This window comes from Diaphorobacter sp. HDW4A (genome assembly GCF_011305995.1).
GTDB lineage: Bacteria > Pseudomonadota > Gammaproteobacteria > Burkholderiales > Burkholderiaceae_C > Diaphorobacter_A.
This window is the reverse complement of the sequence record NZ_CP049910.1, coordinates 3,124,825-3,137,607: the sequence shown is the minus strand read 5'-3', so window position 1 is coordinate 3,137,607 and position 12,783 is coordinate 3,124,825. Positions and strand designations below refer to the sequence as shown.

The following is a 12,783-nucleotide window of genomic DNA, read 5'->3' as shown; positions in this document are numbered from 1 at the left end:
ATACTCACTGGGGTACAAGAGGCAAGTTGAACTGCGGTCAGCTTCAGTTATGACCCAAACTCGCTCCCCCGCTACCGTGTAGCTTGAAAGCAGTCGCAAGCGGCGCGTTACTGCGAACTCGTTTTCAGCGGCATCTTCTGGCGGCACTTCGCCCCAATCGCCGCGCACATGGCGATTCAAGTATTCGCTGGCATTGATGCCGTGCCGCTCAAGGTGTTCGAGCACAGCAGGGGTAGCCACGACTTGGCCGAGTGCGAAGCGCGGGGACACACTTGGTGTGCCGGTGTTTTTTGTTTGCATTGCATTTGCTCCGATAACGAGTTGGCCGCGCCATCCGTTGCAACGCAACTGGAAATGAAAAAAGCCAAGTCAGTTGCCCGACTTGGCTTTTCATTCAGAGGTGTATCGCTGCTTTGGTGGTATTGCGGCACGGCGCGGTATGCGCCGCTTTTTCAAGTTATCAGAGCGTGTGGGAAAGATCGAGCACTGTTTAACTTTGGCAAGACCAAACGTATTGAACGCGCTTCCTGTGCGAACTGTAAAGGCTGAGTGCCCGCACACCCGTGCGATTGGCAATCAACCTTAAAGGAAAATCACATGCTCGCAAAGATCATTCAAGAAGGCCTCCTGAACCATGGGTTTCATATCTTGGAGACTAGAACAATTCAATACGGTACGCAGATTCGACTGCTTGAAGGTGCCATCATCAACGTGTACCGCACCCCGAAAGTCCTGGTTCAAGGAAAGTCCATTTCCGCATCGCCGGAGCAGTTGAGGAAAAACCTTGAATATGTGCTTCCGACGCGGATCACTGTTTGGAATTTGATGTAACAAGAAGGGGCCATGTGCTATTTCTGAGAAATGACGTGAACGAAAAAGATCGTCCTTGTCAGAAGATGGCTTCTTCAAAGAAAAGGGCAACGGTCATTTGATGGAGTCAGGATCGTTGCTCGTTTCATAGCTCTGGTCACTGCAACTCGTAATGCGAGCAATGCTTGCGCGCCCTCCCGTTCGGTAGCATTTCCTCGAAGAATTCTTCCCTGATGACTGCCTTCATAAACTATTACCTCACTGAATTCTTTGCCCTTAGATTTATGAATGGTCATCACATGAATGCCTTTCCAATCTTTCAGCGACGCGGAGAAGTGTTCCTGCACCAGTGCGTCTCGAACCGCAACCTCTGCACCGGTGTATGTGCCTGCGGAGCGCCAAAGCTCATTTAGACGTGAACGCAAAGCAGCACCCTTGTGCAGGAGTCGAAGGTATTTCGCGTCTGTGGCAACTTGTTGGAGTACGTCGATGCCACTCGAATCAAGTAAGTCTCGGACGGCAAGCCAGTCAACGCCCGGATCACCGAAAAGACGAAAATCAAACCGTGCCTGTGCAACTGCTTGAATGGCTTCTACGGTCCTTTTCTTCTTCGGACCTTTGATCGTGCCGGAATTTAAATACCCGTCCAAGGCGTCAACCAGATCAAGTTCAGCCTGGTTGGGTAGCTTCGCCCCTTTACGCCCACGAATATGGACGCATAGGTCACGAATCAGTCGCTGCGCAATTGCTGCCGGAGTCGGCCCACCTTCCAGCAACGACGCAATAAGAACTGCGGCCAAGGATGGCGCCTCAGTATCAAGTGCAACATCATGATTGAGTGAAGGAAGGCCATCGGTGTCTGCGGTCAGATAGTCAGAGGCTTGAAGCATTAGCTGCTTTGTTGGGACCAAAATGGCTATTGACCATTCGCTCCCGCCATTTTTAATCAGTCTTTGAAGACTTTTTAGTACTGCGACCTTCAAAGGGAAAAGATGACTACGCCCTCGATAAAAACCGTAGGACTCGATCACAACATTCGAGTACTTTTTACCGATATTGGCTTGGGTGAGCAGATCATTGCCGAAGGTGCCAATATCCGTACCGTTACTACGATGGTTCTCTGAGCCAAAGTCAAATGTACTGGGCTGAAAATCCGCAATAAACTCACTTATCCGCTTCGGATCTGCACCTCGAAATTCATAAATACGTTGTTCAGCATCTGCGAGTGCAAGTACACGACTCCATTGGCCGATCGAACGAATTAGTGACCATTCATCTTGATTTGTATCTTGGAACTCATCCAAAATCATAATAGGATATGTATCGCAAATTATTTGACGCAATGAGTGGCTCCGAGTTAGCAGCGTCGCTGCTTTTTCTGCGAATAGATCAAAATGAAGTAGGCCTTCTTCAACGAATAGTCGTCGCTTTTCATTTAGACGATCATCTGGTGTCTTAAATGTTGATAATCGCGCTGCCGCTTCTGGAGGCGGTAGCAGATTGATGGTTCTCCCGTCTCGCATCAAGTAGCCGTGGCTACGAAGAAGATTCCAAGTGAATCCGTGATACGTATTTATTTCCAGTGACGAAAAGTCTTTTTTGGAAATCAGTGATTCGGCATGTTGAGCTACACGGGCGACAGTAGCTCGTGCAAAGCTCAAAAAGAGAATTCGTTGCCCCGGCTTCAGTACCCCTGACCGAATTTCTTGATTTGCTTTGAGGAGTGCTATCGTCGTTTTTCCCGAGCCAGGTCCGCCCAAGACTATGGTGTTTCCTGTCGTAGCCAACAATGCCTTTCTTGACTCAGATAGCTCAATAGTGGTGCTCATTAAGCAAGCAACCCTGCGAGGGGATCATCATCCGCCACGAATTCTGGTGCGGTTTCAACTTTTTTTGGTTCGATCACTGCCCGAATTGAAATAAGTGTATCGACCATGAACTTTGGCATTTCCTCACGTGAGCAGGACAACAGAAAATCTGCTGCTGCTCCATGCCCTTTTGCCCATTTGAAGAAATCACGCATATTTGCGAGAAGGTCTGGGTAAGGCATCGCAGCTGTTGGTGTCTTTGCTATGAGGTGGGTAGGCCAATCTCCATCAGCTACCAAGCTAGCAGCGTACCGTCGAATGGCGATTTCAGTTGTGCCAGTCAATAATACGTTTTCAAACCCTTTTTCGGCGGCTTCATAGGGGTATTTAACAGCTGCATGAATCGCGGCTCGCTGTTCAGGAGACTGCTGATCGAAAACTGCAAAGACAATTTTTCCCAGCTTCTTGTAGTGTTCCCCCAATAACGCAACTTGGGAATCAGTCTCCGCATCGACAATGGCGACCCCCAGTGCTTCCAGAGAGCGAAATTCTTCGGGATGTAGCTCATGCAATCGACGAGCAGCGGCCGGATAGGCGTCGTATTCAGTTCGGCCTTCGGCAATCAAAACTCTGCGGGAAAGCAACGCTTCGCAAAATCGCTTTCGAACTTCGGCCTTGTAGCCTTTTGGCTTAACCGATGGGGGATAAGAGGCGGGAACAGCTGACAGAACACCATCAGTTCGCGTCAAGACAAGAACCTGCTCGGGCTTGAATTCCTCAAGAACATAAGGCGAGTGCGAGGTAAACAGTGCTTGGGCAGATTTCTTTCGGACTCCATCAATTATTCGCTTTTGCGTGTGAGGGGGAATTGCAATCTCCGGCTCCTCCATAGCAAAGATAACGTTTTGTTTAAGGTCTGCAATCAATGACAACAACGCCAACACTAACGTGTTGATAGTGCCGGTGCCTTGGTGCTGAAATGGTGCTGCATACACGCTACCGTCATCACGTTTTGCACCAGTCTCCATGAACACTGTCAAGGTTTTTCGCAACGTGTCTCTGGTAAGGTCCGACACGCGCATGTGAGGGCTGCTGAAAGAGTCGGCAGGCATGAATCCCCTAATGGCGGACTGGACGCTCGCCAAAATCTCGCTGATTCCAAGCTCAGGCTTGTCTGCGACCGGCAAGACGCGGAGTTGATCCAATACGTCTTCCCATATTTTGAAACTCTTGTCTTTCTGCAACCGCAGAATAATGTCCAGCAAGGAGCCACGTTCAAGGCTTAGAGCGCGACTCCCTGTTCGTAGTGTTCTGAGATATAGGAAACCACAGAGTCGTTTGTCTGAAGTCTTGAAGGAGTCATAACTTCCGTCGTCTTTTGGCGGAGACATGAAATGCGTTGATCCGACAAAATCATCTTCTTCCGTGTCATAACTGCCTGTAAAACCAACACGTAGCGCAGGTTTCACTGCCGGCTTATCAGTACCCTCTGGTGGTGGTCCGTCAAGAAGCGCCTGAATTTCTTCATCCCACCACTCAATATGGTCTCGAAAGTGCCGAGTCTGGTCATCGCTCAGATCCGCTACGATTACTTCAACGTTAATCGAAACGGGCTGGCCTTCACCGTCGATGTATCGCCCGGCATAAAAATCGTGCTCGTCAATAACTGGACGGCGCGACAGTCGCTCAGGACCTAGGACCAAATCAATTGCCTCCAGTAGTGAGGATTTGCCAATATTGTTGTCGCCTACCAGGACGGCATGTGAGGGTATTACTAATTCACCTTCCTTGATGCCACGGAAATTTTTGACCTTTAGTTTGGTGATTCGCACTGTTTTTCTCCCTGATGTTTTTCGTGAGTGCACTGAACTCTGAATTGGCTTCTATGAGATGCATTTCATCATGTTGTTGTTCCAACAATCTCAACGTAGCCGATTAGCTCAGACGAGTAGCTGCCATCCCCGTTTGCAGCCCCTTTGTGCTTGAGTTCCCGCTGCAATGTGGGCTCAACGGCGCGGGCAAACAGGTCTAACCGCTGCTCCGTCGAAAACTTTGGCAAGGCCACCGGCGCCTGCAGGTAGCGTTCGCATTGGCGCTCCACGGCGGGCACACGCGTGCCGTCCTCTTTGACAGCGATAGGCTGTAAGACCACCCGCCTGTCGCCATTCTTGCCGGATGTCTCAACCATCCAGATCGACAACATCACAGGCTCATCAACATCACCTTGCACTGCCAAACCGACATCCTCTGGCGGCACGCTGCGCCAACGTCCAAGCTCTTCCTGCACCATAGGATGATCCAGTCCCATCAGCTCAAGGGTTTCGCTGCTGGTGGCCTTGTCCCGGTTCAAGGTAAATCGTGCACGGCAGGTTCCATCGACCGTCACCAGGTCGTAGGTCTCGTCGTCCACCTTGACCAGGTGCTGCTGGCGGTCGGTAACTGCGGCAGACATAAAGCGCACCAAGCGGTCCAGGCTGGACGAGACATCCGAGAATGGCTTGTAGTCGTCGAGGCTGAATCCCTCAAGGTCTTGAAACAGGTCAAACACCACCTGCCGAGCCTCACGCGAGTTGGATAGCGCAGCCTCCAGCTCGACTTGGGTTCGTTTCAACTCGGGGTCCGACAGCGCCTCCTGGTACAGGCGGTCATAGTTCAGCCGCTCAGACAATTGACCAAGAATCTGCGCACGCAAATCTTCAGCGACATTGCCTTGGTCATCCACCTTGCCGACCGTGCGGGCAATTTCGGTCAGCTTCTCATCCAGCAGCATGAAGATGCGGCCTTCGATGGTGTCGGAGAGCACGAGGTTGTAGACCTGCGCAGTGTGGTTCTGCCCGTAGCGGTGGATGCGGCCGATGCGCTGCTCCACGTCCATCGGGTTCCATGGCAAGTCAAAGTTGAACAGGATGTGCGCAAACTGAAGATTGATACCCTCGCGCCCTGCTGCCGTGCAGACCATGACGCGCGGGCCATCCTTCTGTCGAAAGCGCCGCTCAGCTGCGACCTTGGCTCCATGGTCACCACCACGCAGCACCACCACGCCCTGACCGGGGAAAGTCTGGTCAATCTCGCGGGCAATCAAGTCCACTGTGCCGAGGTATGTGGCGAACACCACGATTTTTTCGCTAGGGTCTTGCCGCCACAAGGTGCCCAACCCATCGAGCAGCTTCTGTGCCTTCGTCTCGCGCTGTTGCGGAAATATCTTGAGAAGGTCGCCAATGCGCAACCGCTCTTCGGGCAAATGCAGCTCGACGACTGCGGACGCAGCCTCCTCAGCATGTGCCGCCGAATACTCACTGCCATATGGGTCCGAGGCCATTTCAAGTGCCTCTTCGTCCAGCTTCTTAACCAGCCGGTACTTGAGGTCCGCAATGACCCGATCTACTTCACTGCGACCAATACTGTCGCGTGCCAACCCAAACTCGTCATGGATCAGTTCTCTGGCTTCGTCGGTCAGACGCTCCCTACCTTCAATGTCGAGGTCTTTGTCTCGCAGCAAGGCTTCATGCAGCGTCAGCATCAACAACCTGCGTTTCAAGGTACGCCTGACAGCCGCAAAGCTGGATGCCGCGATTTTCTGGAAGATCGCCATCAGGAAGCCAAGCGCCTGCCCTTTGCTCCCTTGCCGCCGAGCGAGGTTGAAGCCGTCTTCAAGGTACTCGCGCAGCTTTTCGTAGAAAAGTCTTTCTTCCGCGCACATCACAAAGGACTCGGTGTGAACCCAGCGCCTTGCAAACAGCGGTGAGCCATCGGGCTGGCAGGCATCGGCCTTGGTACGGCGGAACATCACCGTGTTCAGGCGATGGCGGTTTTCCAGCATCTCTTCCGGGCTACTAAACAGCGTCGGATTGAGTAGCTGTGCCAGCATCCAGAACTGAAAATGGTTGCCCTGGTGTGGTGTGGCGGACAGCAGCATCAGGTCACGGGAGTGGTCCTTCAGCGCCTCTGCCAGCTTGTAGTTTTCTGTCTTTCTGACCTTGCCGCCATTGCGGTATGCCGTCAGGTGATGGGCTTCATCAAACACCACCAGGTCCCAACGCGGCGCATCCAGCAGGCGCTTGATGCGCGCGGGGCGCTTCAAGGTGTCGATGCTGGCGATCAGCCTGTCATGTTTGGCGAATGCATTGGTCTTGCGGTCGGTAATGTCGCCCTCAGAGCCAAACACCTCGAAGTCAAGGTTGAACACCTCATTCAACTCGCGGTGCCAGTTGTGCACCAGACCGGCAGGCACCACCATCAATGCCCGCTTCAGTTCACCCCGGCTGGCCAGTTCGCGCAAGATCAGCGCGGTTTCAATCGTCTTGCCTAGCCCGACCTCGTCAGCGATGAGGAACCGCCGAGGCGATGCAGTGGTAATCCTGTGCGTCAGCACCACCTGATGTGGCAGCAGGTCAATCTTGGCGGAGGTCAGCGCAGATGCGCTTTCCATCACGGGCAGCGTATGAGCCTCAAAGGAGAGCCACGCCTTGCGAGCGCGGTCCTCGCCACCTTCAACAGCACGAAGAATGCGCTCGGTGCGAGACAGTTGCCGACGAACCGCACCAATGGGTACGCGTCGCTCGCCGATGCCGAAAAACGCCCGCAGGTATCCATCACGGGCGGGGTCAAGTACGACACCAGAGCCAAACTCGTTGTGGCTGATCCGCTCGCCAGGTGCGAAGTCCACTCCCATTTTCTCGGGCATCAATTCTCCTGAGCCAAGGCTTCCAACCTTTGCAGCCAAGAATCGAAATGCGGGCATGCAGCACGAATTGCAGGAATGCCGATTTTCCCCATCAAAGTTGGGCCATCAGACGTTTCCTTGTACCCCGTTGCCATTTCCTTCAATCGTGCCTTGGGATGGGTTGTCTCACCGTGATTGATTAGTTCCGGTTCCCCTGCATGGTCTATAGCCTGCTGAACCTTTGCAGCCAGATTCGCCCTGTCAAAATGTGCGGCCACTATCTCAGGTGCGCAAAAAACCCATGCTTCAAACTCATGAAGAGCCAGGAATGGAATAAATCTTGGATGCTGGATCTCAGCACCCAACTGCTCCTGCAATTGAACAACCCTGTCACGTGCATTGCCCGGACCACGCGCATTTTGATAACCCGGCACGTCATCCGGCAAGCCATAGAAATCAAGCAAGGTTGTAACCCAAGCATTGCCATCTCTGGTTAGAGGCAAAAGGCTGTCTAAAATTTTTTTCCAACTAGACACACCTCCACGGAACCCTCCTCCACTTGGCAGACGCTTAGTCCAGAGAACAATAGGCCCTTCAATGAACACGCCTTTTTCAGCGAGGTAGGGCTTCAAAGTTTTGTTTACGAAAATTTCTTCCGACTGGCCCTCAACCAGCATCAAAAGCCGGGTCATGGTCGGCCTCCCAGAACATTCTTCTCCCACAACTCGCCAATACTGAATTCATCAAGCCAATGCTTGAGTTTCTCCTCGTCGAGTCGATTGAAAGTGGTCTTGACGCCATCGTTCTCCGCAACGATGACATCTTTGGGTTCGAAATTGTTTAGCAACGTAACTGACTGCGTTGCAAGAATAACCTGCACTCGCTTCGATGCAGCCTCAATCATTTCTGCCAGTATTCTTATCGCAAAAGGATGTAGCCCAAGCTCTGGTTCGTCAAGCAATATGAGAGCAGGAGGGGTAGGTTGCAGCAACAAGGTCGCCAGGCAAATGAAGCGAATAGTTCCGTCTGAAAGCGAGTAAGCATCAAAGTAGGCATCTGAATTCTTCTGCCGCCACTCCAGCTTTATTTTCTTGTCGTTCAAACGTGAAGGCGCCAGCTCAAATCGGTCAAAAAATGGCGCAACCAAGCGAATATGCTCTTCGATGTGCCGAAACTGAGCCGGGTGTTTTTCTTGCAACCAATATAGATATGCAGGTAAATTCGCGGCATTTGGACGAAAGGCACGGTTATCTGACACGTCACAGGTCTGTTTTGCAGGCGATGTATCTGACGTGTCATGAAAATGGTAAACAACCAGGTTTCTGACTTTTGGGAACACATGCTTTGGAATCTTGTTTTTATAAGACTCCGCAGCCTCTTCCAACTTGCTTTCCTTGTGACCCACAGCGATTGGTTCTGCGTAATTCCAAAGGCCGCTGTACTCAACACGCTCATACTCAAAGATCAGTGTGTCTTGGACTGCCTTGAGTTTGAATCCGTAAGAATTCTGGTCAAACGCAAAATCAAGCGACAGCGCGGGAGTTTTCTTCTGACCGTGGAACAGCAACCTGTCGGGTTCACTCGCAACATATATCTGCAAGTTGTGAGAAAGGACCCGCTCCAGCAATCTAAAAACACCAATGAAATTCGATTTTCCCGAACCATTTGCACCGATGATGACGTTAAGGTCACCCAGCTTCAGCTCGGCGCTTTCAATCGACTTGAAGCCTTCAACTTTTACCTTTCTTAAGGTCTTCATTGGGCTCTCCTATGTAATTCGTAAGTGAAACAAACCAGCAGGCTTGCTGCCCTCGCGCAGCAAAATTTCCTGCGGATACTCATTGGCCTCACCCCAAAGAATGCGGCCGAAGGCCAGCAGGCTGTCGCTGTTAGGCGCAGCACAGCGCCATTCGATAGAGTCCGTGGCAGGGTGGAACTTGATCCGACCTTGACCGGCTGGAAGCCAGAAGATCAACGCAGCCTCACCACCGTAAAAATCTTGGAATGACAAGATTGCTTCTTTGATGGCATCGCCTAGCCAGGCTTCTGCGTCATCTGGTGTCAACAGGTCAAGGCTTGCTTCAAGACCGGCTACCACCAAGGTGTTGCTGCCGTTACTTGGCAAGTCCTCGGGCCAGTTGCCGACCGACTGCAAGAATTCGCGCAGGCTCCAGACTTGAGCAGCCACACAAACCTGATTGCGCGCTTCTTCATCCCACACCCAACTAGTGCCGCGCCGTTGCCAGACGGTGTCGAGGGTTTGCTTCATAGCTCGTACTCCTCAAACAAGGTACTCTGCAATGGCATGGCAGTTTGGGTTGCAGCCCAAGCGTTGTAAATCGACACTGCCCGCGAGGCAGCGTTGCGACTAGGCTGATCCGGCCCGTTCTTATGCAGCCATTCCAACAACGGCTTAAGAGCTACGTGAGGCTTGAAGTTTCCATTCTTCAGTGTGTCAGCAGCATTAATGCCACTACCGTCGAAGCAAGCACCGATGAGCACCAAGGCTTGATCCAAGTCGGAAGTTAACCGGCGTTTGTGCTTTCCAGACCACTCCCGGGCGAAATCTAGCGGATTCACCCTAGTGAACATTTTGTTCTTTTCTGAACACCAGCCACGTTGTTCAAACTCGTCAGGAGTCGTAATGGAGCCCTTAAGAAATTTTTGAAGCTGATCGCGCTTTATTTCCGAAGAATTGCCAAAAGTGCGCAAGAACTGACGCGTAATCGGCTCAGCATTTACGGGCGGCGGTTCCTTGCCTTTATCAGCGTCCTCATCGATAAGTTGGTTAATACCAACCAACGCATCCTTCACCGAGATTGTCCGCCCTTCGTCTACGTAGACCTTCCCGTAATGGCGAGAGAAGTACTCCAACGCTTTTCCTCGTCGAATAACTTGGATATCGGCAGCCGGCAATCCTTCCTTTGCGTGGTTTTCAAGCATGCCCTGTAACTGCCGTACGTCGGCCATCACCTCACGACGCATACGCCCCCAACTCACTGGCTTCGGCTCTACTGTTCTTTTCCTACATACATGAAGTATGTCGTATTCAATCTGCTGAGAGCCAAAAGTCCCCGGCTTCGACCCTTCACCCTTTGTTTCATCAGAACGTATTGGATAAGTCGCCTCCAAATAGAAGCCAGCATCAAACAGAGATTCTAGAACTGCAATCCAAGGTTCATCTTTGCTGTGATGAAACGTAAATGTCAAGATACCGCCAGGCTTCAGTATCCGGCAGGCCTCTTTCCAGCATTGGGTTAACACTCGCTGATAAAACTCATCCGCGTTTGCTTCAAGCCCCTTGTTCGCGATTGCCTCGACCGCACGAGGTGCATGAGGAGAAAGGAATACGCCAGGATATTTGCCTTTGAGGGCAACTCTGAGCCACGGATAAAAAAAGTCAGATAGGTCAGCGTAGTGGATTAGCGCACCAAACGGTGGATCGGTTACGACAAGATCAAAAGTTCCGTCTTGAAGGTGGGCTAGATCGGTTGATGATCCGCACGTGAGTGCAGCTTGACCGACTGTATCACCTGGCCAAGCCTTTTCACTTTTTCCTTTGCATGCTTCTGCTAACAATGGATTTTTTCGTGCAAGCTCCGCTATAGAAACTGTCTCCCAAGGATCTTCCTTCCATGCAAGTGTTTCACCTAGGCCTTCGACACAAGAATACCAATTCCCGCGCCCCATAGGACCAAACACATTATTCTCAATCGGCAACGCCTTAGGGTGGTAATTGTTATTCGAAAACAATGGCTCTAACTGGTCTGCCTGAATATTCCAAAAAGCATAACTATTGTTATTTCTTAGGAATTGCTGAAACGCAATAAGAACAAACTCACGAACCACATCACTGTGCGTGCCAACGGTGAGAATTGACTGCAAAAGTAACGCATGACCGAGCAACTGCCTTGGGTTGAACATTGTCCACCAATGCGTATGTCCATGCTGCGGTTGGTTGTAGAGCATGCTCGTATTGCCACGCTCATACCTAAATAACTCCTCTCGCGGCCAGTAATCCTTTAGATCTCCATCCTTTCGTTGATCCCAGTCATTGGTTGCCGCGTTGAGCTGCGCCGCCAAATCCGAAGTAAATGGAGCGAAATATCTTCCGTTATATGTGGCTGCTGCGGAATTTTTGTTATTGGTACAACAGTGAACAGCGTATGGCGCCATCGGGCCAGTCTTTTCACTGGCTTTAACCGACGACATCACATCTTGTAAGGTTCCACAGGACGCGCACGAAAAATTTGACTGCTTAGGTACATTTCCGGCGGACTTGTCGGTTCTGAATTTCTGTGCAGTCAGAGGACAAGTAACTTCATCAGGAAGCTCACCGCGAACCTCCAATAATTGAATTTTTGATGCCCGCTCCAGATTCCAACGCGCTGTTGAAGCAGCGTCATCTTGCGCAGAACCGCCGAACGTTTGCGCAGCACTATCCTGCTTAGGGCTGCCTTCCAGCCATTTGGGCTGCACCAGCAGACTCAAAGCAACCTTCTTATTCGTGCCCTTGCCAAGATTTACTAGCGCCGTATGGCCGCAGTGCGGGCAGACAGCTCCTTTTTTTGGATCAAGTACTGAATATGGGGCCTCCGAAGGAGCGACATATAGCGGCACACCGGGCGCCATCCGTGCGGATTCTTCTTCAATATCGAATTTGCCGCCACAACTTCCACATTGATGCTCCCAATGCTTGACACTGAGCGTTTTCACGGCCATTACAGGCGAGGTCACTATCGGCGTACGATGTCCACATCCAGTAACTTGGCAAGGACCATGCTTTGCCCAAAACGTGTAGACGACTTCAGGGCCTTCGTAGCGGTACTCTAATCGCTGCTCTGGAGTGAGCTTAAGCGGGTCGAATTCATCAGACATCACACGCTTAGTTGATACGTGAGTCCATTTCCCTTTCTCGCCATTTGGCCCGTCGCAGTAGTAGTACGGCATTAGCTGAGGCTTGACTTCGGCCTCGATTTCTGAAAGCAAGCTCTCCACTTCGGCAATACTTACTTTCGCCAACTCCTGCTTAACCACGAACCACGCCACTGGATTTAGGTCATTTCCGACCATTTGCATCCCTAAGCGAGAGCCCTCGACCAGGGTGGTCCCGCCTCCCATGAAAATATCAGCCACCCTCAGATTCTTAAAAGTCCCTTTCTTCTGATGGTTGGCGTAATAACTATCCCAGACGATCTTCGCAGTCTGCGAGGTGTCCTCTGGTGCAGGTATAGCTGCCGCCAAGAGAGTTGCTCGGAAGACGCTAGGTTGCCGACGTGCCCACCATTTTCCCGCTTGATAAATCGGCTTCTTGGTTGCCCCAGACGAGGCCTCAATGGCTGCGAGCTCATTGATTCTCAGAATTGGGAAGTCAATCTCTAAACATGTCTTAGCCCGGTCCTTATCGCTGAAATCAACAGCCTCAAGCGATATACCTCGACCAACATTTAATGCTGCAGACACTTCCTGCGTAATTTGTTCTTTCCTTGTGGCCATTTGCCA

Annotated in this window: 9 protein-coding genes; 2 read left to right on the top strand and 7 right to left on the bottom strand. The window is 51.5% G+C overall.

The features are described from left to right. Positions 1 to 168: 168 nt before the first annotated feature. Entirely contained in the window at positions 169 to 549 is a 381-nt protein-coding gene (locus G7047_RS14280; protein ID WP_166306548.1) for a hypothetical protein, read from the top strand. Positions 550 to 597: 48 nt separating this feature from the next. Continuing rightward, positions 598 to 831 (top strand): hypothetical protein, encoded by a 234-nt coding sequence (locus G7047_RS14275; protein ID WP_166306545.1) that lies wholly within the window; start codon positions 598 to 600, stop codon positions 829 to 831. 74 nt (positions 832 to 905) lie between these two features. Here the strand turns inward: G7047_RS14275 and G7047_RS14270 are convergent, their stop codons facing one another. From G7047_RS14270 to G7047_RS14240, 7 genes are all read right to left on the bottom strand, one after another. Then, the gene (locus G7047_RS14270) at positions 906 to 2,639 is read right to left on the bottom strand and encodes a UvrD-helicase domain-containing protein (protein ID WP_166306542.1); all 1,734 of its coding nucleotides are present in this window, start codon (positions 2,637 to 2,639) and stop codon (positions 906 to 908) included. Further along, on the bottom strand, positions 2,639 to 4,450 hold the full coding sequence (locus G7047_RS14265; RefSeq protein WP_166306539.1) for an ATP-dependent endonuclease: 1,812 nt from the start codon (positions 4,448 to 4,450) through the stop codon (positions 2,639 to 2,641). The genes G7047_RS14270 and G7047_RS14265 overlap by 1 nt, the downstream gene beginning before the upstream one ends. A gap of 68 nt (positions 4,451 to 4,518) precedes the next feature. Continuing rightward, positions 4,519 to 7,302, bottom strand: coding sequence for a DEAD/DEAH box helicase (locus tag G7047_RS14260; RefSeq protein ID WP_240939490.1), 2,784 nt, complete (start codon positions 7,300 to 7,302; stop codon positions 4,519 to 4,521). Next, positions 7,302 to 7,973 carry a DUF4276 family protein gene (locus G7047_RS14255; RefSeq protein WP_166306536.1) on the bottom strand — a complete coding sequence of 224 codons (672 nt, stop codon included), beginning with the start codon at positions 7,971 to 7,973 and terminating at the stop codon, positions 7,302 to 7,304. The genes G7047_RS14260 and G7047_RS14255 overlap by 1 nt, the downstream gene beginning before the upstream one ends. Continuing rightward, a complete protein-coding gene (locus tag G7047_RS14250; protein WP_166306533.1) occupies positions 7,970 to 9,040 on the bottom strand; it encodes an AAA family ATPase in 1,071 nt (356 codons plus the stop codon). The genes G7047_RS14255 and G7047_RS14250 overlap by 4 nt, the downstream gene beginning before the upstream one ends. A gap of 9 nt (positions 9,041 to 9,049) precedes the next feature. Then, the gene (locus G7047_RS14245; protein WP_166306530.1) at positions 9,050 to 9,550 is read right to left on the bottom strand and encodes a hypothetical protein; all 501 of its coding nucleotides are present in this window, start codon (positions 9,548 to 9,550) and stop codon (positions 9,050 to 9,052) included. Further along, on the bottom strand, positions 9,547 to 12,777 hold the full coding sequence (locus tag G7047_RS14240; RefSeq protein WP_166306527.1) for a DUF1156 domain-containing protein: 3,231 nt from the start codon (positions 12,775 to 12,777) through the stop codon (positions 9,547 to 9,549). Before G7047_RS14240 ends, G7047_RS14245 begins: the two co-directional genes overlap by 4 nt. Positions 12,778 to 12,783: the final 6 nt, after the last annotated feature.

Coding starts and splice junctions, on each gene's coding strand:
- G7047_RS14280 (WP_166306548.1), top strand. CDS start 169: ATGGCGATTCAAGTATTCGCTGGCATTGATGCCGTGCCGCTCAAGGTG.
- G7047_RS14275 (WP_166306545.1), top strand. CDS start 598: ATGCTCGCAAAGATCATTCAAGAAGGCCTCCTGAACCATGGGTTTCAT.
- G7047_RS14270 (WP_166306542.1), bottom strand. CDS start 2,639: ATGAGCACCACTATTGAGCTATCTGAGTCAAGAAAGGCATTGTTGGCT.
- G7047_RS14260 (WP_240939490.1), bottom strand. CDS start 7,302: ATGCCCGAGAAAATGGGAGTGGACTTCGCACCTGGCGAGCGGATCAGC.
- G7047_RS14255 (WP_166306536.1), bottom strand. CDS start 7,973: ATGACCCGGCTTTTGATGCTGGTTGAGGGCCAGTCGGAAGAAATTTTC.
- G7047_RS14250 (WP_166306533.1), bottom strand. CDS start 9,040: ATGAAGACCTTAAGAAAGGTAAAAGTTGAAGGCTTCAAGTCGATTGAA.
- G7047_RS14245 (WP_166306530.1), bottom strand. CDS start 9,550: ATGAAGCAAACCCTCGACACCGTCTGGCAACGGCGCGGCACTAGTTGG.
- G7047_RS14240 (WP_166306527.1), bottom strand. CDS start 12,777: ATGGCCACAAGGAAAGAACAAATTACGCAGGAAGTGTCTGCAGCATTA.